The 21,032-nt window shown below is 60.6% G+C and carries 22 protein-coding genes; 16 read left to right on the top strand and 6 right to left on the bottom strand.

The annotated features are described in order from the left end of the window. Positions 1–93: 93 nt before the first annotated feature. Both SIB56_RS07180 and SIB56_RS07175 read right to left on the bottom strand, forming a co-directional pair. Entirely contained in the window at positions 94–1,671 is a 1,578-nt protein-coding gene (locus tag SIB56_RS07180; RefSeq protein WP_413326834.1) for a ferredoxin:protochlorophyllide reductase (ATP-dependent) subunit B, read from the bottom strand. 5 nt (positions 1,672–1,676) lie between these two features. Next, a complete protein-coding gene (locus SIB56_RS07175) occupies positions 1,677–2,951 on the bottom strand; it encodes a ferredoxin:protochlorophyllide reductase (ATP-dependent) subunit N (RefSeq protein ID WP_413326832.1) in 1,275 nt (424 codons plus the stop codon). Between the two features lie 136 nt (positions 2,952–3,087). On the opposite strand from SIB56_RS07175, the gene SIB56_RS07170 reads away from it, so the two are divergent. Then, complete coding sequence (locus SIB56_RS07170; protein WP_413326830.1) at positions 3,088–3,576, top strand: hypothetical protein; 489 nt, start codon at positions 3,088–3,090, stop codon at positions 3,574–3,576. 8 nt (positions 3,577–3,584) lie between these two features. Here SIB56_RS07170 and SIB56_RS07165 read toward each other — a convergent pair whose 3' ends face one another. Beyond that, positions 3,585–3,992 (bottom strand): hypothetical protein, encoded by a 408-nt coding sequence (locus tag SIB56_RS07165; RefSeq protein ID WP_413326828.1) that lies wholly within the window; start codon positions 3,990–3,992, stop codon positions 3,585–3,587. A gap of 97 nt (positions 3,993–4,089) precedes the next feature. On the opposite strand from SIB56_RS07165, the gene SIB56_RS07160 reads away from it, so the two are divergent. Next, entirely contained in the window at positions 4,090–4,875 is a 786-nt protein-coding gene (locus SIB56_RS07160) for a BMC domain-containing protein (RefSeq protein WP_413326826.1), read from the top strand. 4 nt (positions 4,876–4,879) lie between these two features. On the opposite strand, the gene SIB56_RS07155 is transcribed toward SIB56_RS07160, so the two are convergent. Then, positions 4,880–5,485: a non-canonical purine NTP pyrophosphatase gene (locus tag SIB56_RS07155; protein ID WP_413326824.1), complete on the bottom strand. Its 606-nt coding sequence runs from the start codon at positions 5,483–5,485 to the stop codon at positions 4,880–4,882. Between the two features lie 320 nt (positions 5,486–5,805). On the opposite strand from SIB56_RS07155, the gene SIB56_RS07150 reads away from it, so the two are divergent. The 13 genes from SIB56_RS07150 to cbbX all read left to right on the top strand — a co-directional run bounded on the left by SIB56_RS07150 (position 5,806) and on the right by cbbX (position 19,216). After that, a complete protein-coding gene (locus tag SIB56_RS07150; RefSeq protein WP_006169870.1) occupies positions 5,806–6,117 on the top strand; it encodes a BMC domain-containing protein in 312 nt (103 codons plus the stop codon). Positions 6,118–6,188: 71 nt separating this feature from the next. Beyond that, the gene (locus tag SIB56_RS07145) at positions 6,189–7,604 is read left to right on the top strand and encodes a form I ribulose bisphosphate carboxylase large subunit (RefSeq protein ID WP_066905748.1); all 1,416 of its coding nucleotides are present in this window, start codon (positions 6,189–6,191) and stop codon (positions 7,602–7,604) included. 59 nt (positions 7,605–7,663) lie between these two features. Beyond that, positions 7,664–8,005, top strand: coding sequence for a ribulose bisphosphate carboxylase small subunit (locus SIB56_RS07140; protein WP_066905746.1), 342 nt, complete (start codon positions 7,664–7,666; stop codon positions 8,003–8,005). 98 nt (positions 8,006–8,103) lie between these two features. Further along, a complete protein-coding gene (locus tag SIB56_RS07135) occupies positions 8,104–10,422 on the top strand; it encodes a CsoS2 family carboxysome shell protein (protein ID WP_413326820.1) in 2,319 nt (772 codons plus the stop codon). Positions 10,423–10,429: 7 nt separating this feature from the next. Further along, a complete protein-coding gene (locus tag SIB56_RS07130; RefSeq protein ID WP_413326818.1) occupies positions 10,430–12,196 on the top strand; it encodes a carboxysome shell carbonic anhydrase in 1,767 nt (588 codons plus the stop codon). Positions 12,197–12,198: 2 nt separating this feature from the next. Further along, positions 12,199–12,525 (top strand): carboxysome peptide A, encoded by a 327-nt coding sequence (locus SIB56_RS07125; RefSeq protein ID WP_413326816.1) that lies wholly within the window; start codon positions 12,199–12,201, stop codon positions 12,523–12,525. Next, positions 12,525–12,776, top strand: coding sequence for a carboxysome peptide B (locus SIB56_RS07120; protein WP_413326814.1), 252 nt, complete (start codon positions 12,525–12,527; stop codon positions 12,774–12,776). Before SIB56_RS07125 ends, SIB56_RS07120 begins: the two co-directional genes overlap by 1 nt. Before the next feature lie 44 nt (positions 12,777–12,820). Then, on the top strand, positions 12,821–13,465 hold the full coding sequence (locus SIB56_RS07115; protein ID WP_413326812.1) for a BMC domain-containing protein: 645 nt from the start codon (positions 12,821–12,823) through the stop codon (positions 13,463–13,465). 81 nt (positions 13,466–13,546) lie between these two features. Further along, a complete protein-coding gene (locus tag SIB56_RS07110; RefSeq protein WP_413326810.1) occupies positions 13,547–15,391 on the top strand; it encodes an NAD(P)H-quinone oxidoreductase subunit F in 1,845 nt (614 codons plus the stop codon). A gap of 4 nt (positions 15,392–15,395) precedes the next feature. Then, positions 15,396–16,901, top strand: a complete 1,506-nt coding sequence (locus tag SIB56_RS07105) for an NADH-quinone oxidoreductase subunit M (protein WP_413327205.1) — start codon at positions 15,396–15,398, stop codon at positions 16,899–16,901. Then, entirely contained in the window at positions 16,898–18,037 is a 1,140-nt protein-coding gene (locus tag SIB56_RS07100; RefSeq protein WP_413326808.1) for a CO2 hydration protein, read from the top strand. The genes SIB56_RS07105 and SIB56_RS07100 overlap by 4 nt, the downstream gene beginning before the upstream one ends. A 26-nt stretch (positions 18,038–18,063) precedes the next feature. Next, a complete protein-coding gene (locus SIB56_RS07095; protein ID WP_413326806.1) occupies positions 18,064–18,315 on the top strand; it encodes a 4a-hydroxytetrahydrobiopterin dehydratase in 252 nt (83 codons plus the stop codon). Further along, positions 18,299–19,216, top strand: a complete 918-nt coding sequence (cbbX, locus tag SIB56_RS07090; protein WP_413327203.1) for a CbbX protein — start codon at positions 18,299–18,301, stop codon at positions 19,214–19,216. Before SIB56_RS07095 ends, cbbX begins: the two co-directional genes overlap by 17 nt. 16 nt (positions 19,217–19,232) lie before the next feature. On the opposite strand, the gene SIB56_RS07085 is transcribed toward cbbX, so the two are convergent. Beyond that, positions 19,233–19,460 carry a DUF3136 domain-containing protein gene (locus SIB56_RS07085; RefSeq protein WP_413326804.1) on the bottom strand — a complete coding sequence of 76 codons (228 nt, stop codon included), beginning with the start codon at positions 19,458–19,460 and terminating at the stop codon, positions 19,233–19,235. Positions 19,461–19,507: 47 nt separating this feature from the next. Continuing rightward, positions 19,508–19,906, bottom strand: coding sequence for a RidA family protein (locus SIB56_RS07080; protein WP_413326802.1), 399 nt, complete (start codon positions 19,904–19,906; stop codon positions 19,508–19,510). A 43-nt stretch (positions 19,907–19,949) separates the two neighbouring features. Between SIB56_RS07080 and SIB56_RS07075 the strand changes: the two genes are divergently transcribed. Beyond that, positions 19,950–21,029 carry an ABC transporter ATP-binding protein gene (locus SIB56_RS07075; RefSeq protein WP_413326800.1) on the top strand — a complete coding sequence of 360 codons (1,080 nt, stop codon included), beginning with the start codon at positions 19,950–19,952 and terminating at the stop codon, positions 21,027–21,029. Positions 21,030–21,032: the final 3 nt, after the last annotated feature.

Raw genomic sequence — 21,032 nt, 5'->3', positions numbered from 1 at the left:
CGATATTCACCAACAAATGAAAGATCCTCTGCTCATGATTTCTTACTTGTTCTATTTTCTTTTAATTGATTAAAAGAAATTGAGTGCAATTGCTCATGCCTTGTAGTGGGCTTTTGCGTCATAGAGAGTCTCGCTGCTGATCTCCAGGCGTCCTTCCTGGCGTGCGTAAGTTTCGGTGTTTCGGCGTACCTTGCCGCGCACGAAGAAAGGGATTTTCTTCAGCTCAGCTTCTCCATCGGCGGTCCAAACCGGCCCCTGCTGCTCAGCGCCTGCCACTGCCCCCGAACTGGGCTCTTCCACGGCCTGTTCCTTGCCACCGGTATGGCCGAGGTGGCTCTGATGCCCGTCCACAAACTCAAAGTCATGGCGGAACATGCCGATCAGGTGTTCTTCAAGGCCCATCATCAGCGGATGGACCCAGGCATCGAAGATCACGTTGGCGCCCTCCCAACCCATCTGGGGGCTGTTGCGTGCAGGAACATCCTGCACATGCATCGGTGTGCTGATGACAGCGCATGGCAGTCCCAGGCGTTTGGCGCTGTGGCGTTCCATCTGGGTGCCAAGCACCAGTTCCGGAGCGGCTTCGGCCATGGCCGCCTCCACCTCCAGATAGTCATCGCTGATCAGTGCATCAAGGCCGAGCTCCCGAGCGGCTGCACGCACCGATCGCGCCATCTCACGGCTGTAGGTGCCGAGGCCGACCACTCTGAAGCCGAGTTCCTCGCTGCAGATGCGTGCTGCTGCCAGCGCGTGGGTGCCATCACCGAAGATGAACACCCGTTTGCCTGTTAGGTAGGTGGAATCCACGGATTCCGAGTACCAGGGCAGCCTCGAGCATCGGTAGCCCTCCTCGTCCGTTGGGGGATCCAGGCCGAGAAGTGTGTGCACCTCCACCAGGAAATCGTGGGTGGCGCCGACGCCGATCGGCACCGTGCGCGTGAAGGGCATCCCGAAGTTCCGTTCCAGCCAGCTGCAGCTTGATTCGGCGATCTCCGGATAAAGGCAGACATTCAGATCCGCCTGCGGGATGCGCTGGATGTCGCTGACGCCGGCTCCAAGCGGAGCAACCACGCCCACATCAATGCCGTGCAGGGTGAGCAGTCGCTGGACCTCGAGCACGTCATCGCGGCATCGAAACCCCAGCAGCGAGGGGCCGATCAGATTCACGCGAGGTCGGCGGCCCGTGGCCATCCACGCCTTGGGATCGTGCTGCGGCTGATCAGGCACCTGAGCCTTCAGCAGATTGCGCACAAGCTGATAGAGCGTTTCCGCTGCCCCCCAGTTCTCTTTCTTGCTGTAGGCGGGCAGTTCCAGCGTCACAACGGGCATGTTCAGGCCCATGCCCTGGGCGAGGGCTCCCGGTTGATCCTGAATCAGTTCTGCGGTGCAGCTCTCGCCAACCAGTAAGGCGTCCGGCTGGAAACGCTCCGCTGCCTCGCGAACCGTCCGTTTCACCAGTTCAGCGGTGTCGCCTCCCAGGTCACGCGCCTGAAAGGTGGTGTAGGTCACCGGAGGACGCTGCCCCCGCCTTTCGATCATCGTGAACAGCAGGTCTGCGTAGGTGTCGCCTTGCGGTGCATGCAGCACGTAGTGCACCCCTTTCATCGAGGCGGCGATGCGCATGGCTCCCACATGCGGCGGTCCTTCATAGGTCCAGAGCGTCAGTTGCATGGAAGTCAGGCGTGAATGGAGGGATGGGATGTCTGCGGATGCAGAGCTGGATGAATCAGCTGTCTGCGGCGCAGGGGGCGTGAGAACAGTTCGGCGAGATCTCCGGCCTGATCAATGCCATGGATCGGGCTGAACACCAGTTCGATCGACCACTTGGTGGTGATTCCCTCCGCTTCCAGGGGGTTGGCAAGGCCCATTCCGCAAACCACAAGATCCGGATGCCGTTCGCGCACCCGGTCAAGCTGTTGTTCCACATGCTGACCTTCCGTCACCTCGGTGCCCTCCGGCAGCAGGTCCAGCTCCTGCCCCATCAGTTCGCGGTTCAGATAGGGCGTTCCAACCTCCACCAGCTCCATGCCGCATTCCCGTTGCAGAAAGCGTGCAAGCGGGATTTCCAGCTGGGATTCCGGCAGCAGCACGATGCGTTTCCCCGCCAGTTCCGCTCTGTGGGGTTCAAGGGCCATGCGTGCCCGTTCTTCCAGCGGATCCAGCACGGAGGTGACCCGATCCGCCGGCAGATTGAAGTCTCTGCAGGCGGTCTCCATCCAACGGCGGCTTCCCTCCGCGCCAAGCGGGAACGGTGAACTCAGCACCCTGGCGCCCCGTTCCCTAAGCAATCGTGCGGTGCTGCTCAGGAAGGGCTGGGTGAGCAGCACGGTGGTGCCGGGTCCCACACCCGGCAGTTCCGTGGATTGCCGCGGCGGAAGACTGCACACCGTCTCGATTCCGAGTCGCGCGAACAGATGAATCAGGCGGTCCTCAACCGCATCCGCCAGGGTTCCAGCAAGCAGAAGCTGTCGCCGATCGGAGCTGGGGAGGAACGGCACAAGGGCTGAGAGCGCGCCGTCCTCCCCCTCGGTGAATGTGGTCTCAATACCGCTGCCGGAATAGTTCACCACCCGAACCCGTCCCTGCAATTCCTCATTGAGACGTTCAGCAGCCCTGGCCAGATCGAGCTTGATCACTTCGCTCGGGCATGACCCCACCAGAAAAAGTGTGCGGATTTCGGGACGTCGCCCGAGCAATTCCCGCGCCACTCGATCCAGTTCGTCGTGGGCATCCGCCAGACCTGCCAGGTCCCGTTCATTGAGGATGGCCGTGCCGAACCTGGGCTCCGCAAAAATCATCACGCCCGCAGCGCTTTGAATCAGATGGGCACAAGTGCGTGATCCCACCACAAGGAAAAACGCATCGGGCATGCGTCGATGCAGCCAGACAATGGACGTCAGGCCGCAGAACACCTCCCGGGGTCCGGATTCCTTTCTCAGATTGGCGCCCATCGGGATTCCTGAGCTCTCCTTCCCTTCACCATGACTCCGGATGGGCCCAGCTGCCCAGGCGTCTGAAACTCTTCGGGATCAGTACAGCCCGATTCCACCAATCTGGATACATTTCGGCCGTTGACCCGGCCCCCTGATGGCGTCCCTGCGTATTCTTGCCGTCGCCTTTGCTCTGAGCCTTGCTGTTATGGCCTGCCAGTCAGCCGATAAAAGGGCTGACAACGATCAGATTCAGGTGGTCAAAGGGGTGGAAACCGTTTGTGATGCCCAGGCTGATGTTGATGCCGCAACGGACACTGTCAACAATTTGTCTCCCGAATCCACCGTTGCAGATGCTCAGAAAGCCGGCGAGAGGCTCAAGGCTGCACTCTCAGCTCTCAACAGGGCTGAGCAGCAGCTTGAGAGGGCTGAGGTGAAGGAGTATCGCGATCAGGTGGGCATCTTCAGCAACGCCGTTGATGAAGTCAGCAAAAGCAAGGATCTGACCCTTGCGGAGGTTTCTGAGCAACTCAAGGCCAAGGCGGTTCCATTGCTGGAGGCACGTCGGCAACTCATGTCAGCAACCGTGTGCATCGACGCCGATGAGTCGGCTGCTGCTGACGCCCCGCCCGAGTCCGAGTTCTGAGTCTGGTCTCAGAGACGGCGGCGAAAGCGATCATCAGCGAAGCTGCCGCCGCTGCGACCATCCGAATCATCCATGCGACTCAACCGCCAGACGTTGCGGCTGACCCGACGGGCCCTGAGGCCGCCACGCTCAACCGTTTCCGTGCCAGGCCTTGCTCCAAGCAGATAGGTGACCTCAGCTGTTGTCAGAGGAGCACCGCTTTCGACGGCCAGGGCCGTGAGTTCGAGTCTCTGACGCAGCTGCCGAACCATCCCGGCATGGCTGTTCCCATCCGTTTCCAGCCAAGGCATCTCGGTCTGGCCTTCGCTGGCAAGACGCTGCATCAGGCTGTAGCTAACAAGCCCAAGGGCCTGTTCCGCGTTGAGCTCGGTCGAAAGCCGGCCAGGTTCCTCGGTTGTTTTACGGGTGGAAGCCATGGCTCACAGGGAGATTTGGCCGAAGTTATCGGCTGAGTTCCGCATGGCAAGAGCAGGCGCTGCTGCTTCTTGATCGGCTTCCGGTAAGATCCGCGCCATGAATCGTTTTGCCGGCTTCGACGCCAGGGAGCGGCGGGTTGGCGGTAGCGCTCTCGTCACCGGTACGGAGGTTGAGACCTCTGAGAGTGGTGCAGGCCGCATCATCACCACGGATTCAGAATCCACTCTGCTGAAGCGGAGAAACAGCCTGCTGGAGTCAATCGAGCTCCGCACGCATGTTTTCATCGACTCCCTTCAGCCACAGCTCGCTGCCTACATGGGATCGGTGAGCCAGGGATTTCTGCCGATCCCAGGCGACGCCTGCCTCTGGATGGAGGTTTCGCCGGGCATGGCCGTGCACCGGGTCACCGACATCGCCTTGAAAGCCAGCAATGTTCGTCTGGGACAGATGGTGGTTGAGCGGGCCTTTGGCTCCATGGCTCTCTACCACAGGGATCAGAGCACAGTGCTCCATTCCGGTGATGTGGTCCTCGAGGCCATCGGCAGTTCCATTGAGCAGCGCAATCCGGCCGAAGTGAGCTGGACGGAAGTGATCAGGGCCATCACTCCTGACCATGCCGTGCTGATCAATCGCCAGAACCGTCGTGGCTCGATGATCGAGGCGGGGATGAGCATGTTCATCCTGGAGACCGAACCCGCCGGCTATGTGCTGATCGCCGCGAATGAAGCGGAAAAGGCCTCCAACATCACGCTTGTGGATGTGAAGGCGGTGGGTGCTTTTGGACGTCTCACCCTTGCGGGGCGGGAAGGTGATGTTGAGGAGGCTGCGGCCGCGGCCATGCGTGCGATCGAGATCGTGAACCGCAGCGCTGCACTGCGCTGAGCGTTCAATCCAGCTGCAGTCTTCTGCGCAGCCCTGGTGCCAGTGCACGCGCCGCCTTGCCACGGCTGCCCAGCTTCGATAGCTGGGAGGGGTTCAGCTCTCCGTAGCTGCATCCTGCCTCTCGCACCCAGAAGAGGGATTCGATGCCGCCTCCCGGATAGGCGGGTTCGCAGAGAAGTTCACCCCAGCAGATTCCCTCTGACTGTTCATCGCAATCACCATCGGGAGAGCAGAGCACCATGGCACTGCGGAAACGGGCACTCCGGTAGGGAACATCAGCCATGGCCAGCATCAGTTTCGACAGCTTTTCCGCATCGCTGGCGGCGAGTCGCGCTGTGTAGAGCCCCGGAGCTCCGTCGAGAGCATCAACCTCGAGACCGGAGTCGTCAGCAAGAGCCCAAGATCCAGTTCTTGCCGCTGCTGCGCAGGCCTTGAGCCGAGCATTTTCGAAATAGGTGACACCTGTCTCCTCAACATCGAGATCGGCGGGTTGTCGCTGAACCTCCACGTCGATCGGCCCGAGCATCGACTCGATTTCAGCAACCTTGTGAGGATTGCCGCTGGCGATGATCAGCGTGCGCAAAGCGCGGCTCCGGATAAGGAGCACCATTGTGTGTGATCAGGTGTAAGTCTTCTGAACTTCTGCCATCAGCGGAGACCTGGACAGGTTGAACATCCCACCCGGAAAACCCGGATTTTCAGGTATCCGAGGTCAACGCTATGAATCTTTTCCTGTTCTGCCATCGCTTGTGTGGGGCCGCTGACGCTGAGATGCACAGCGTTTTAGATCAGTCCCTGACAGGGTGATCAGCAGGGCTTATCAGGTTCACTACGGACAGTGATCCCGAGAAAGGTCATTAGCTCTTGACGTGCCGACCTTCGGCAGAGCAATGTCACCGGCGAACATCCCCCCCCTATTCCCGGTAGGTAATGGCTAACGAAACCATGGGCATCGCTCTCGGCATGATCGAGACACGCGGCCTCGTTCCTGCGATCGAAGCGGCTGACGCCATGACCAAGGCTGCCGAAGTGCGCCTGATCGGTCGTGAGTTCGTCGGTGGCGGTTACGTCACCGTTCTGGTGCGCGGTGAAACCGGCGCTGTCAACGCCGCTGTGCGCGCTGGCGCTGATGCCTGTGAGCGCGTTGGCGACGGCCTTGTGGCTGCTCACATCATTGCCCGCCCCCACCGTGAGGTTGAGCCTGCACTGGGCAACGGCAACTTCCTTGGTCAGAAGGACTGAGACGGGCTGAGCCTCTGAATGTCGAGGTCCCATCAACTCACGCGCCTTCAACGACTTAACGGAGTTTTCTTATGAGCAAGAAGTACGACGCCGGGGTAAAGGAGTACAGAGACACTTACTGGACTCCGGATTACGTCCCCCTAGACACTGACCTGCTGGCCTGCTTCAAGTGCACCGGCCAGGAAGGTGTGCCCAAGGAAGAGGTCGCCGCAGCTGTGGCGGCCGAATCTTCCACCGGCACCTGGTCCACCGTGTGGTCCGAGCTCCTCACCGATCTCGAGTTCTACAAAGGCCGCTGCTACCGCATCGAAGACGTTCCTGGTGACAAGGAATCCTTCTACGCCTTCATCGCCTACCCCCTCGACCTGTTCGAAGAGGGTTCCATCACCAACGTTCTGACCTCTCTGGTCGGCAACGTGTTCGGCTTCAAGGCTCTTCGCCATCTGCGTCTGGAAGACATCCGCTTCCCGATTGCATTCATCAAGAGCTGCTACGGCCCCCCGAACGGCATCTGCGTCGAGCGCGACCGGATGAACAAGTACGGCCGTCCCCTGCTGGGTTGCACCATCAAGCCGAAGCTCGGCCTGAGTGGCAAGAACTACGGCCGTGTTGTCTATGAGTGCCTGCGCGGCGGTCTGGACTTCACCAAGGACGACGAGAACATCAACTCCCAGCCTTTCCAGCGTTGGCAGAACCGCTTCGAGTTCGTTGCGGAAGCCATTAAGCTGTCCGAGCAGGAGACCGGTGAGCGCAAGGGTCACTACCTGAACGTGACCGCCAACACTCCCGAAGAGATGTATGAGCGCGCCGAGTTCGCCAAGGAACTCGGAATGCCGATCATCATGCACGACTTCATCACCGGTGGCTTCACCGCCAACACCGGTCTGTCGAAGTGGTGCCGCAAGAACGGCATGCTGCTCCACATCCACCGCGCCATGCACGCGGTGATTGACCGCCATCCCAAGCACGGCATCCACTTCCGCGTCCTTGCCAAGTGTCTGCGTCTGTCGGGTGGTGACCAGCTCCACACCGGAACCGTGGTCGGAAAGCTGGAAGGTGATCGTCAGACCACCCTCGGCTACATCGACCAGCTGCGCGAATCCTTCGTTCCTGAAGATCGCAGCCGCGGCAACTTCTTCGATCAGGACTGGGGCTCGATGCCCGGCGTGTTCGCAGTTGCATCCGGCGGTATCCACGTGTGGCACATGCCCGCACTCGTGGCGATCTTCGGTGACGACTCCGTTCTGCAGTTCGGTGGTGGTACTCACGGACACCCCTGGGGTTCCGCCGCTGGTGCTGCTGCCAACCGCGTGGCTCTTGAAGCCTGCGTCAAGGCACGCAACGCCGGTCGCGAGATCGAGAAGGAAAGCCGCGACATCCTCCTGGAAGCCGGCAAGCACAGCCCTGAGCTGGCCATCGCCCTCGAGACCTGGAAGGAGATCAAGTTCGAGTTCGACACCGTCGACAAGCTCGACGTCCAGAGCTGATCGCAACCACGGCCGGTTCCAGTGACCGGCCAAACCTTTTACTTACACCCAGGATCCCCATGCCTTTCCAGAGCACCGTGGGTGACTACAAAACAGTCGCCACCCTGGAGACCTTCGGCTTTCTTCCGCCGATGACCCAGGACGAGATCTACGACCAGATCGCCTACATCATCGCCCAGGGCTGGAGCCCGCTCATTGAGCATGTCCACCCCAGCAACTCCATGGCCACCTACTGGTCTTATTGGAAGCTGCCCTTCTTCGGCGAGAAGGATCTCAATGTTGTCGTGAGTGAGCTCGAGGCCTGCCATCGCGCCTACCCCGACCACCACGTGCGCATCGTCGGTTACGACGCCTACACCCAGAGCCAGGGTGCCTGCTTCGTGGTTTTCGAAGGTCGCTGAACCCTCGAACCCTTGGTTCCAAGCCCTGAATTCCGTTCAGGGCTCCAGTTTTTAAGGGGGCAGCGCCCCCTGCTCCTTGACGACTTCACCGGGCGGACATGGCAAGACTTTCCAGTCGAGAACTCGCACTTGAGCGCCGCAGAGCGCTGACCACCTCGGGTAAGAAAGCGTCCGCCGCGATCGGTGGAAACAATCGGGTCAGAACGGTCAGCGATGCCCGTCCGACGCGCACCGAGGCCACCATTCCTGCTCAGCCAGCGACGTCAGCACCCGCAGCAACTGTCCCGCAGTCCCCGGTCTCACTGGGTAGAACAGCGGCTCCCTCACGCAGTCCCCAGGGAAAGGCGCAGCGTCATCCCAGCCGTGAACTGGTGCTCTCCCGCCGTGAAGCACTGTCGCGTCGAGGCAAGTCTGCGTCCACCAGTCGTGATCGCAACCGCGCTGACGTAGCGCGTGAAGCCCCTGCAGCGGCAGTTTCCGCCCCAGAGAAAACCGATCGTCCCGCCGTCACTGTCGAGCTGACTCCGCGCTCCGGTGCAGGCCGATCCGGTCTTGATCGTCGCAAAGTCACCCCCAAGAGGCGTTCGATCGAAAACCCCAGCCGTGCTCTGGTGCTGGCGCGTCGCGACGCCATGTCGAAACACGGCAAAACCGCAGGCAAGCAGCCCACCAGTGCGGCTGCGGTTGCGCGTCAGGCCAACCCCGATCTCTCCAGCCGGGAGATTGCTCAACAGGTGCGTGAGCTGCGGGCCAGAGCCGGTGCCATCAGCAAGCAGAACGCCGGTGTCACCCGTCCGTGCGGCCCCAATCGGCATGGTGCCAAGCAGGCCGCTGCTGCTGATGCCCACTGGAAAGTTGGGCAAAGCATCACAACCACCGGCCAGACCGTGACAGGCACCCAGGCCAATCGCTCGGTCAAAACCACCGGCAATGAAGCCAGCACCTGTCGCTCAATCACCGGCACCGAGTATCTCGGTACGGAGGTGTTCCAAACTTTCTGTCAGCAGACCCCCGATCCGACAACGCCCAACAAGGTGCGTGTCACCTCCACCAGTCACGGCAACCGGGTGACGGGCAACGAAGTCGGTCGCTCGGGCAAGGTCACCGGTGATGAACCCGGCACTTGCAAAAGCGTGACGGGAACTGAATATATTTCCGCTGATCAGGCCGCTGCCTATTGCGGTGGATCCAACCCATCACCGCGCAAGGTCGGTCACAGTCTCACTCTTGAAGGCCGCCCTGTGAGTGGTGTGATGGTCGGCCGTTCCGCCAGTGTCACCGGCGATGAAGCCGGTGCCAATCGCAGTCTCACAGGTGATCAGTATCTCGGTTCCGACCCTCTCCCCGATGGTCGTCCTGCGACCAAAGTCGGCCTTTCCGCCACGCTCTCAGGAACCGGTGTCACCGGCACCATGGTTGGTCGCTCCTCCCAGGTGACCGGCGACGAGTTCGGGTCCTGTCATCGCGTCACAGGTGACCAGTACATCAGCTCCGAGCAGGTCAACGGCTTCTGCGGCACCAATCCCGAGCCCGAGGCAGCCAAGGTCGGTTTCAGCATCACCAATCGCAATCAGGTGGTGAGTGGAACCCGCACCGGCCGTTCCGAGCGTGTGACCGGAGATGAGCCCGGCAGCTGTCAGGCCGTGACCGGTACGCCCTATGCAGGTCTCGAACAGGCCGGTCAGCACTGCGGAACTCCGGCTGTTCAGGCAATCCGCGAGCGTACGCCTGTGCGTCCCGGCACTCCCTCCGCAGCCATGACCGGAATCCAGCCCGGAGTCGGTGGCGTGATGACCGGTGACAAGCGCGGAGCCTGCGAAGCGATCACCGGCACTCCCTATGTGGGCGCCGATCAACTTGCCGCAGCCTGTGGCGCCGATGCTCCGGCCGGGACCGAAACCCACGGCCAATCTCCGGAGGGTGCTGCCTGGACTCGTTTCAGCGTGATGTCACCCGCCCGTGCAGCTCAGCAACAGCGAGACTCACAGGGCTCCGTCACCGGAACTTCCTATGAACAGGGTCATCGAATCACAGGTCCCTTCGACATGGCCGGCGGCAAGGTGACCGGAACGGAGCAGTTCCGCTTCGATAACCGTGACTTTCAGCGTCGCCAGTTCCAGCCAACCGTGGCTGTTGTCAGTGAGCCTGCAGTTCAGCCCTCCTCCCGTGTTACCGGCGAAGGTTCTTCCACCAAGGTGACGGGTGATGACTGGGATCGTGGCGAGCATGTCACAGGAACCGAAGGGGCGTCAGCCCGTCGTCGCAATCCCAGCCGTCCCGGCCCCATGGGCGCCATGGCTCCGTTCGAACGAAAGCGCAATGTTCACGAAGACTGGCCTGTCAGTCCGGTGACAGGCTCCAACGGCAACACCGACAAAGGTTCCCTGATCACTGTCTCCGGCGGAGCAAGGGGCTGATTCGCGAATGGTTCGCTCCATGCCAAACCGTGGCGGGCGACCCCTTGCGCCCACGGCTCCAACCCGGCGCCAGCTTCAGGAATCGCTTGTTCAGCGAATCACCACTCCTGGAGCCAGCACTTCAGCTGAGGAGTCCAACGCACTGCTTGGCAGCACAACGCGGCAAACCACGCTGCAGCGTCGCCAGGCTCTGGCGACATCAGGAAAGGCGGCTCTTCCCAACGCTGGAGCGGTTTCAGGAAGTCGCATTCGCACCCAGGCGGATCGCCGTCGCCCCAAACCCCTCAATCAAGCCAGGATCAAACGCGCAGAGTCTGGAAATGCCGTTGCCGTCAACCTCAGCAGAACCTCACTTCCCTGGTCGGTTGACATTCATCCACTGACCGATCAGGAGGCCAACGACCGGCTCAGGGTTTACGAGCTGGAAGTGAAAGGTCGCTTCGATCGGATCGTGCCACTGCTCAAGCGAGTGTCCGCTCTACAGCATGAGCCTGACTTTCTGATACAGGCTCAGCGCATCGCCCGCTCCGAGCTCGGTTTCGATCTCCCCGATCACATTCTGGAGAAGTCCTGGGTCAGGCCCCTTGACATGCGCGCATTATTCGCATGGTGTGTGTTCCAGTCGCATCAGCTGTTCAGCGAGCGTTTCTTCCAGGACGATCCCCTGAAGGCGGCATCAGGCAGTCAGGCCTCGGAGGAATTCAATGGCTTCCTTCTCGACTGTGGATTCCATCTGTTGGATGTGACTCCCTGCGCGGATGGCCGGTTGGCCCACACCATCGCCTACGCACTGCGCATCCCGTTCAGCGCTGTGCGTCGCCGTTCGCATGCCGGCGCGATGTTCGATGTTGAGAACACCGTCAATCGCTGGATCAAGACCGAGCATCGCCGTTTCCGCGAGCAGGTTCCCAACGAGGCGCATGCTCCGACGCGCTATCTCAAGGTGGTGGCCTACCACTTCAGCTCTCTCGATCCGACGCATCAGGGCTGTGCTGCCCACGGCAGTGATGATTCTCTGGCTGCCGCCTCGGGGCTTCAACGTCTGCATGACTTCCGTGAAGCGGTTGAAAACAGTTTCTGCTGTGGCGCTTCCGTTGACCTGCTTCTGGTCGGCCTGGACACGGACACCGATGCCATCAGGGTTCATGTCCCCGCTGAAAACGGTGAGATCCTTCTGGATCAGTGGCTCTGTGCGAGGGCGCTCTACGAGAGCACCTCTTCGCTCACGGTGCAGCAGGCCAGAGATGCCGTTCAGGCCGCAGTGCAGACCCATGTGTCGTCTGCGCCCGACGAGGGGATGGTTCGCTTCATCACACGGCTGCTTGTCAGCAACATCTCCCAGCAGGACTATGTTCGCTCGCTTCATCACGGTCCCTACCCGGATGCCGGGCATGCGGAGCGTTTCATCGGGGTCGGCATCGGTTTCAAGGAGGTGCACCTTCGCAACCTGACCTACTTCGCCCATCTCGACACCGTTGAGCAGGGAGCGCCGGATCTGGATGTGGGAGTGAAAATTTTCAAAGGCCTCAATGTGGCGCGCGATCTTCCGATTCCTGTCGTCGTGCGTTTTGACTACTCGGGCAAGGTTCCAGGTGCCAGGGAGCGCGCCATCGCTGATTGTCATCGAATCCAGAAGGCCATTGATGAGCGGTATTCGACGCTCGTCAATGAGGGTCTTCTTCACACCCTTTTGACCATTCGCGACCGCGACCAGCCACACCCGGCGGTGGCGGTAGGTTCCACACTCGATCCCGTCCAGCAGGAGGCTCACTGACCATGCTGATCGTCAAGGTTCTGAAGCCGCTCGTCTCGACCAACCGGATTCCTGGACTGGAGCACAGGCATCTGCAGGTGGTACTAGACGGCAGCTCCAAAAAAGTTGCTGTGGATGCGGTCGGTGCCAAGCCCGGCGACTGGGTGATCGTCGTGGGCAGCTCCGCTGCGCGCGAGGCGGCGGGCAGCAAGTCCTACCCCAGTGATCTCACCATCGTGGGAATCATTGACCACTGGGATCCCGACGCACCCAAGCCGCCGTCATCAGTCCCTGCCTCTCCTGAAGCCCCCAAGCCCTCACCAGCCCCCAAATCGGGAGAGTTGAGCTGATGGAGATCATGCAGGTGATGGGAACCCTGGTCTGCTCCTATCGCGTGGGAGGGCTTGATCACATGCACCTGCGCGTGCTCAAAAACAACAAGGGCAAGCAGCTCGTTGCCGTTGATCCTGTTGGAGCGAGGAAGGGCAACTGGGTGTTCACCGCCAGTGGCTCGGCAGCCCGATTTGCCTGTCCCAACAGCGAAGTTCTCACGGATCTGACGATCAGTGGAATCATCGACCACTGGATGCCTGATGGGTAACAGATCTCTTCCCGTTCTTCACCCCATCCTTCTCATCACTTCCCATGGCTAGATCAGCTCCCCGTCGTCGCTCCTCCGCATCAACCGCTGCAGCATCAACGACGTCAGTGTCTGCAAAAGCCTCCGGCCGGCTGTCCTCCGGGGCGAAGAAAACCACTGCATCCCAGGCGGCCGCGGCCGGCTCTGATTCCGCAGCCTCTTCGGCAACGATTGATGTGACGCCCGTCGCCAGCAGCACCTCAACAACCACCCGGCGCAGCAGCTCTGCCCGCAGCAGTTCCGGTCGTTCCGTGGCAGCGCGCAGTGCCAACTCCCGTCGCTCCTCCTCGTCCTCCGGCTCATCGGGATCCCGTGTTGCCTCCGGGGCGGCCGCGGCAGCTGCGGAACCTCCGGTGCAGGGCATTGCTCTCGGCATGATTGAAACCCGCGGCATGGTGCCTGCGATCGAGGCGGCGGATGCCATGACCAAAGCGGCTGAAGTGCAGCTGATCTGCCGCGAATATGTCGGCGGCGGCTATGTCACGGTGATGGTTCGTGGCGAGACCGGTGCTGTGAACGCGTCGGTGCGCGCCGGTGCCGATGCCTGTGAGCGTGTTGGTGACGGCCTTGTGGCGGCCCATATCATCGCCCGCCCCCATCAGGAGGTTGAGCCCGCACTTCTGCCTACCAATGTGCGACGACGCAGCTGATCAATAACGTTCGTGTGCATCATTTCGGACTAGATTCCGCGGCCAACACGAACCTCGACGGCCTTTCAGGTCTCGTTGCTCTTGACTTCAGCTCTATCGCTGCCAATTCAGACCGCCTGGTTGATTCCGCTCTATGGATTCGCAGGGATGCTGGTGTCCCTTCCCTGGGCTTTCGGCTGGTTCCGAAGAGACGCCCATCGTCCTCCGGCCTATCTCAACATCCTTCTGACCCTGCTGGCCGTGATTCACGGCAGTCTTGTCCTGAGAGACGTCATGGCCAATGGTCCAGCGGTGATCGGCATGCCATGGCTGTCCGTCGGTGATCTCAATCTGGAGATCAGCTTCAGCCTCTCCCTCACCAACGTTTCAGCACTCGAGCTGATCACCGGGCTGAGCCTTCTCTCCCAGATTTATTCGCTGGGCTATCTCGACAAGGAGTGGGCGTTGGCGCGCTTCTTCGCCCTGCTCGGGTTTTTTGAAGGTGCCATGTCCGGCGTGGTGCTGAGCGATTCCCTCTTTCAGAGCTATTTCCTTCTGGAGATGCTCACCCTCTCGACCTATCTGCTGGTGGGCTTCTGGTACGCCCAGCCGCTTGTGGTCACCGCCGCCCGTGATGCATTTCTCACCAAGCGCGTTGGTGATGTGATGCTGCTGATGAGTGTGGTGGCGCTCACGGCCTGGTCGGGGGTGACGGGCTTCGATGATCTCTACAGCTGGTCGGCCCAGGACACGCTCACCCCACTGGCTGCAACGCTTCTCGGCCTGGGGCTGGTTGCTGGTCCGACCGGCAAGTGCGCTCAGTTCCCCATGCATCTCTGGCTGGATGAGGCCATGGAGGGCCCAAATCCCGCCTCGATTCTGCGTAATTCTGTGGTGGTGACCTGCGGAGCCATCGTGCTGCTCAAGGTCATGCCCCTGCTGCAGCATGCCCCTGTCACCCTGGTGGTGCTTCAGGTGATCGGAACGATCAGCGCCATCGGCGGTTCACTGGTGTCGATCGCCCAGGTTGATATCAAGCGCACGCTGTCGTATTCGACGACCGCCTATCTCGGTCTGGTGTTCATCGCCATTTCCCTTCAGGTGCCCGTTCTGGCTCTGTTGCTTCTTTATGCCCATGCCGTGTCGAAGGCACTTCTCTCGATGAGCGTGGGCGGAGTGATCGCATCCACAAACTGCCAGGACATCACGGAACTCGGTGGCCTGGGCAGCCGTATGCCGGCAACGACAGGCTCCTTCCTCGTTGGCGGCGCAGGGTTGGTCGGTCTGCTCCCGCTCGGAGGATTCCTCTGCCTGGCTCAGGCCGTCGAGCTGGTCGGAGCGAGAGCGGCGGTTTTCGTGCCCGTTTTTCTGATCACCAATGCCCTCACAGCTCTGAATCTCACACGGGTGTTCCGTCAGGTCTTCCTTGGACCTTCACTCGCCAAGACCCGCCGGGCGGCAGAGATCAACTGGCAGATGGCACTGCCGATGGTGGCTCTCACCGTGATCGTGGTGCTGACCCCATTCCTGCTGATTCGTCTGGAATCCCTGGATGGTCTGCTGGCCTTTCCATTCTGGGCAGCAGCTCTGGTGGTGGGCAGTGGAGTCGCCGGTCTGCTTGCCGGTGCACTCGTTCCTCTCAACAAGGCCTGGTCCCGCTCACTCAATCCGATCCTGCGCTGGTTTCAGGATCTGCTCGCCTACGACTTCTACACCGAGCGTTTTTACAGGGTCACGATCGTCAATGTGGTGGCCACCTTCTCGCAGCTCGCCGGCTGGTTCGACCGCAATGTCGTCGATGGTGTGCTGCATGGCCTGGCCCGCTTCTCCCTGTCCAGTGCCGAAGGTCTGAAGCTGAGCATCAGCGGTCAGACCCAGTCCTACGTGCTCACAGTGGTCGGCGCCATCGTGCTGCTGCTCATGTCACTGAGCTGGGTTCTGCAGTGAGGTCATCATGCTGACGATTCTTCTTCTGATCCCTTTTCTCGGTGCCCTGCTGGTCAGCGTGGTGCCAGGTCACGACAGCTCCAGCCGCAGCCGCAGCATCACATTGATCACGCTCGCCGTTCAATGTCTGCTCAGTTTCGGACTGCTGATTCCCTTCACCGCAGCCGAACCCGGACAGCAGCTGGTGGACATCCTTCCCTGGCTGCCGCAGATGGGTCTCGAGTTCAGCCTGGGGGTTGATGGCCTTTCCCTGCCCCTCGTGCTGATGAACGGGGTGCTCTGTCTGGTGGCTGCAGCAGCCTCCCGCTCTGTCGAAAACCGTCCACGCGTTTATTTCGCTCTTCTGCTGGTGATCAGCGGCGCGGTGAACGGTGCGTTTCTGGCCCAGAACCTTCTTCTGTTCTTTCTGTTCTACGAACTTGAACTGATTCCTCTCTGGCTGCTCATCGCCATCTGGGGTGGTGCCAACAGAGCCTATGCATCCACCAAGTTCCTGATCGTCACCGCGGTGTCCGGTGTTCTGATCCTGGCGGCTTTCCTGGGCATCGCTCTGGTCACAGGAAGCGTTGATTTCGGAATCCGACCGATTCTCACAACGCAGATGGGAATGGGCAGTCAGCTGGTTCTGATGAGCTGTCTGCTGATCGGCTTCGGCATCAAGATTCCGCTTTTCCCATTCCATACCTGGCTGCCTGACGCACATACCGAGGCATCCACTCCGGTTTCAGTGCTGCTGGCGGGAGTGTTGCTCAAGCTTGGAACCTATGGTCTGCTGCGTTTCTGCCTCGGCCTCTTTCCGGAGGCCTGGTCTGCAGCGGCTCCATGGCTGGCCGGCTGGGCCGCAGTCTCTGTGCTCTATGGATCACTGGCTGCCATTGCGCAGACCGACATGAAGAGGATGGTGGCCTACAGCTCCGTCGGCCACATGGGCTATGTGCTGCTTGCCGCCGCAGCTGCCACCCCACTAGCTCTGATCGGTGCACTGTTTCAGATGGTCAGTCACGGCCTGATCTCAGCGGTGCTTTTCCTCGCGGTAGGAGTCGTCTACGAGCGCACAGGCACCCGAGACCTGAATGTGCTCAGGGGTCTGCTGAACCCTCAGCGCGGATTGCCGCTGACCGGAACCCTGATGATCATCGGCGTGATGGCCAGCGCCGGTATTCCCGGCATGGCCGGCTTCATTTCCGAGTTCCTGATCTTCAAAGGCAGCTTCGAGATGTTCCCGGTGGCCACCCTGCTCTCGATGGTGGGTTCAGGACTCACAGCGGTGTATTTCCTGCTGCTGGTCAACCGAGCCTTCTTCGGTCGTCTTGCAGTGGCTCCCGGGGCCAATCAGAATCCAAGAATCCTGACGCAGGTCTCCTTCGTTCAGCAGATCCCCGCTCTTTCGATGTCGCTGCTGATTCTTCTACTCGGTGTCGTTCCGAATCTGCTTGTGGGTCTCAGCCAGCCAGCCACCGCCCAGCTCAGTGAACTCGCCACACTGGTCCAGCCTGGAGGGCTCTCATGACCACCACCGCCAGACCTCAATCCAGCGAAGCCACCCTTCCCGATCTGGAGGAACTGATCCGGCGTCTGCTCTCGGATACGCCTCTCCTCGCCGACACACCCGATCATCTGCTGCAGGTGGTCAATGTGCTTGAGAGCTACGGCCTGGTGCTGGATGCCTACAGCTGCAATCTCGTTCACCAGGGGAAGACACAGCTTCTCAACCCGTTCCCGGTGTTCCGCTTCTTCCATGAAGGGTTCACACCCAAGCGCCTCTGGGAGCATCTGATGGGTGATCGCATCAATTTTGAATACGCGGAGTACTGCCAGAAGGCGATGTTCTGGCACGGCACCGGTGGGATGGATGCCTATTTCGATTCAGAGCCTTTTGAGGATGTATGCCGTCGCGTGATCGCGCTGCGGTCAAAGCGTGATCCCCTGCTGAGGCTGGTCAACGCGCTCTACCCGGGCTTCGCGCCCGAGGCCATCCGTTCGATGACCACCATCTATGCCCTCGGTCTGTTCTGGAGGGTGATGAGTGACATCTTCATCGATCTGGCTCGTCGTTATCGAATCGGTGAAGTGGCCTGTGTGCTTGATGTGGTCCATCACATCCGTGATGGTCTGGTGACCGCTGCGGGCAATCCGATCAACTACGAGGTCGAGGTTGGTGGTGAGTCCGTCTGGATTCTTCCCCCGGAAGCGGGTCTCACCTTCCTCGTGGATGTGGCCGTGCCCTATGTGGAGGCCGTGTTTTTCCGGGGTATGCCGTTTCTTGGCACGGTCTCCTACAACGCCCAGGCCCGTCAGATCGCAGCTGACCAGAGCCAGTTCAAGTACGGAGCTCTCTACGCCGATCCACTGCCGAGCATGGGCGCCGGAATCCCTCCCAGCCTCTGCATGTCGGACATGTTCCGCAATCTTCCCGAGGAACTCAGCCGCTGGTACGACCATCACGGCCGGGCCCAGGCTGATGCCCATGTTCAGATCTGCATCAGCTTTCAGAAATCGATGTTCTGTGTCACCAATGCAGCGATCGCAGGCACCATGCCCCACCCACTCGACACGCAGGATCCTGAACAGCAGGCCGCCAATCACGCCTATGCCTCCGCCTGGTCGGAACGGCTGATGGGCTGTCAGCGGGTGGCTCTCCTCTAGGTTTCGGAGAGGCCAGCAGCTTGCCGATGGAACCTTGGAATGAACGCAAGCGTCCTGTCTGTCTGGAGAAGCGTTTCGAGTTCGACAGCTACAGCTCAACCCGGGATTTTCTCGATCGGCTCGGCGAGTTCAGTGAACTGCAGAAGCGCTACCCCGATATCAGTTTCGGAAAAACCTATGTGAACATCACCCTGCGGCCCGATGAGGACGCAGACGATGCGAGCCTCACGGAGTCCGATCATGCCTTCGCCGCGGCGATTGATGGACTCATCGATTGACCTCGAAGCCAGTTTCCATGCTTCGGGAGTTGCCGAGGTTCTCGAGCAGCTGGACAGCGAACTGATCGGTCTGCGACCCGTCAAAACCAGAATCTGTGAGATCGCTGCTCTGCTGCTCGTTGATCAGGCCCGGCGTTCCCTGGACCTGGCCACTGAGGCGCCGAGTCTGCACATGTCGTTCACCGGTCAGCCCGGAACCGGTAAAACCACCGTTGCTCAGCGGATTTCACAGATCCTTCACCGCCTGGGATATCTGCGCAAGGGGCATGTGATCACCGTCACCAGAGATGATCTCGTTGGTCAATATGTGGGGCACACAGCTCCGAAAACCAAGGAGATGATCAAGCGCGCCCAGGGCGGAGTCTTGTTCATTGATGAGGCCTACTACCTCTACAAACCTGGAAATGAGAGGGATTACGGAGCCGAGGCGATTGAGATCCTGCTGCAGGAAATGGAGCGACAACGCAGTGATCTCGTGGTGATCTTTGCTGGCTACAGAGACCGGATGACAGCGTTCTATCAATCCAACCCAGGTCTCTCATCAAGGGTTGCCCACCACATCGATTTTCCCGATTACAGCCAGAACGAACTGATGGCGATCGCTGAACTGCTGCTGGAACAGCAGCAGTATCGATTCAGCGAGAAAGCGGCGGAGGCTTTTGAGAGCTACATCAGCCGGCGGCGTCAGCTGCCCTTCTTCGCCAATGCCCGTTCCATCCGTAATGCTCTCGACCGTCTGCGGCTGCGGCATGCCAATCGCCTGTTCTCAAGGCGTGATCAGTCCCTTGATCGAGAGGCTCTGATCACCATCGAGGCAGCGGATGTTCTTGCCAGTCGTGTGTTTCAGGGCGAGGTGGAGGGAACCGATCCTGCCAAGCCGCTCACTGGTGGGCAGGACTGAGCGAGCTTTCCCGTGTTCAGCTCGGGCTGGCCTGTTCCAGATCTCGTCGGATCAGGGCCATCAGGTAGGAGGGGGCCTTGTAGCGACCAGGCAGGCAGCGGTTCAGGGTTTCCAGATGCCCCCAGCACACGGTTTTTTCAATCTCCTTCACCTCCCGACCCTCTTTGAGCAGTCGACGCAACGCCTTGCAGTACAGGGGATAGCCCGCTTCCAGTTCGCCGATGGTCAGCTTGGCCTGGGCCATGAAGGTCGGTAGGTGCTTCTCTAAACCTATGAAACCGCCGGATAGCTTTATCCCAGCCAGGCGATGCAGTCGATTTCCACCCTGGAGCCCTTGGGAAGTGCTGCCACCTGAACGCAGGCTCTGGCTGGGCTCACGCCGCTGCCGAACATTTCGGCATAAATGGCGTTGACGGCCTGGAAGTCAGCAAGATCAACCAGGTACACGGTCGTGCGGACCACTCGCGCTGCCTCTGTTCCCGCTGCTCTGAGCACGGCCTGAAGATTGCTCAGCACCTGCCTGGTTTCCGCCTCGACATCGCCGCCGCCCACCATCTCACCCGTGGCAGGGTCGAGAGGGATCTGCCCTGAGCAATAAAGCCATCCTCCAGCCTGCACAGCCTGGTTGTAAGGCCCCACCGGTGCCGGAGCCTCAGCGGTGGTGATCGCCTGATGAGTGGTGGTCGACATAAAAGGGCATCACAATGGGGCTGCATTTTCGCGCTTCGTGTCGATGGAGTCCCTCCCAGTCGAGATCGACGGTCTCTGGCACAGCTATGACCCTTCCCTCGCTGACTGGACTCTCCAGGAAATCAATCTCGGACTGCAAAGCGGAGAACTCGTGGGATTGCTGGGACCCTCCGGTTGCGGCAAGACAACACTTCTGAGGCTGATCGCCGGTTTCGAGCGCCCAATCCGGGGCAGCATCCGCCTTCACGGCCAGGAAGTGGCCAGCCCCCAGCTCTCGGTGGCCGCTGAGCGCCGCGGTGTGGGCATGGTGTTTCAGGACTACGCGCTCTTCCCCCATCTGAATGCCTGGGACAACACCTGTTTCGGTCTTCGCCGCGGGCAGGACAGTGCCCGGGCGGCCTGGCTGCTGGAGCTGCTGGGCCTGGAGGAGTTGAGGGCGCGCTATCCCCACGAACTTTCAGGGGGACAGCGTCAACGATTAGCTCTGGCAAGGGCCCTGGCACCGGCACCGTCCGTGGTGCTGCTCGATGAACCGTTCTCCAATCTGGATGTGGAGGTGCGTCTTCGTCTGCGCAGTGAACTGCCGTCTGTTCTGAATGCCTGCGGCGCCAGCGGTGTTCTGGTCACCCATGATCCAGAGGAGGCACTGGCGATCTGCAGTCGGGTGGCGGTCCTGCGTGACGGGCGTCTGCATCAGTGCGCCAGCCCGAAGGAACTTGTGGAGTCACCCGCGACGCCATTCGTGGGCAGCTTCGTGCTGCAGCGCAACGTTCTGCCCGTCTGGAACGACTCCGCCGGCGACTGCCTGCGCTGTCCCCTGGGTGACCTTGAGAGACCCGATGACTTCCAGGTCGATTCCCTGCCCGAGGAGGCAACGGTTCTGGTCGCGCCCGAAGCGATCACACTTCATGAGGATGCCGATGGGAAAGATGAAGTGGTGGGTCGGGAGTTCCTCGGTCACAGCTGGATGTACCGGGTGAGGAGCGGTGACCGTCAGTTGCGACTGCTGAGACCTCTTGCCGAGGATTACCAGCGTGGTCAGACCTGCCGACTGTGTTTGCAGCCCGGTTCGTCAGTTCTGCTGCATCCGCAGCGTCGCGCTCTTCTGAGCCGTGCTAGCTGAGCG

Origin of the sequence: Synechococcus sp. MIT S9503, assembly GCF_047304175.1 — a bacterium.
Lineage (GTDB): Bacteria > Cyanobacteriota > Cyanobacteriia > PCC-6307 > Cyanobiaceae > Synechococcus_C.
This window is presented reverse-complemented; position numbering and strand designations above follow the sequence as displayed.

Coding starts and splice junctions, on each gene's coding strand:
- SIB56_RS07100 (WP_413326808.1), top strand. CDS start 16,898: ATGACCACCACCGCCAGACCTCAATCCAGCGAAGCCACCCTTCCCGAT.
- SIB56_RS07170 (WP_413326830.1), top strand. CDS start 3,088: ATGGCGTCCCTGCGTATTCTTGCCGTCGCCTTTGCTCTGAGCCTTGCT.
- SIB56_RS07080 (WP_413326802.1), bottom strand. CDS start 19,906: ATGTCGACCACCACTCATCAGGCGATCACCACCGCTGAGGCTCCGGCA.
- SIB56_RS07130 (WP_413326818.1), top strand. CDS start 10,430: ATGGTTCGCTCCATGCCAAACCGTGGCGGGCGACCCCTTGCGCCCACG.
- SIB56_RS07150 (WP_006169870.1), top strand. CDS start 5,806: ATGGCTAACGAAACCATGGGCATCGCTCTCGGCATGATCGAGACACGC.
- SIB56_RS07145 (WP_066905748.1), top strand. CDS start 6,189: ATGAGCAAGAAGTACGACGCCGGGGTAAAGGAGTACAGAGACACTTAC.
- SIB56_RS07180 (WP_413326834.1), bottom strand. CDS start 1,671: ATGCAACTGACGCTCTGGACCTATGAAGGACCGCCGCATGTGGGAGCC.
- SIB56_RS07120 (WP_413326814.1), top strand. CDS start 12,525: ATGGAGATCATGCAGGTGATGGGAACCCTGGTCTGCTCCTATCGCGTG.
- SIB56_RS07140 (WP_066905746.1), top strand. CDS start 7,664: ATGCCTTTCCAGAGCACCGTGGGTGACTACAAAACAGTCGCCACCCTG.
- SIB56_RS07075 (WP_413326800.1), top strand. CDS start 19,950: ATGGAGTCCCTCCCAGTCGAGATCGACGGTCTCTGGCACAGCTATGAC.
- SIB56_RS07085 (WP_413326804.1), bottom strand. CDS start 19,460: ATGGCCCAGGCCAAGCTGACCATCGGCGAACTGGAAGCGGGCTATCCC.
- SIB56_RS07095 (WP_413326806.1), top strand. CDS start 18,064: ATGGAACCTTGGAATGAACGCAAGCGTCCTGTCTGTCTGGAGAAGCGT.
- SIB56_RS07160 (WP_413326826.1), top strand. CDS start 4,090: ATGAATCGTTTTGCCGGCTTCGACGCCAGGGAGCGGCGGGTTGGCGGT.
- SIB56_RS07155 (WP_413326824.1), bottom strand. CDS start 5,485: ATGGTGCTCCTTATCCGGAGCCGCGCTTTGCGCACGCTGATCATCGCC.
- SIB56_RS07165 (WP_413326828.1), bottom strand. CDS start 3,992: ATGGCTTCCACCCGTAAAACAACCGAGGAACCTGGCCGGCTTTCGACC.
- SIB56_RS07115 (WP_413326812.1), top strand. CDS start 12,821: ATGGCTAGATCAGCTCCCCGTCGTCGCTCCTCCGCATCAACCGCTGCA.
- cbbX (WP_413327203.1), top strand. CDS start 18,299: ATGGACTCATCGATTGACCTCGAAGCCAGTTTCCATGCTTCGGGAGTT.
- SIB56_RS07135 (WP_413326820.1), top strand. CDS start 8,104: ATGGCAAGACTTTCCAGTCGAGAACTCGCACTTGAGCGCCGCAGAGCG.
- SIB56_RS07125 (WP_413326816.1), top strand. CDS start 12,199: ATGCTGATCGTCAAGGTTCTGAAGCCGCTCGTCTCGACCAACCGGATT.
- SIB56_RS07175 (WP_413326832.1), bottom strand. CDS start 2,951: ATGGGCGCCAATCTGAGAAAGGAATCCGGACCCCGGGAGGTGTTCTGC.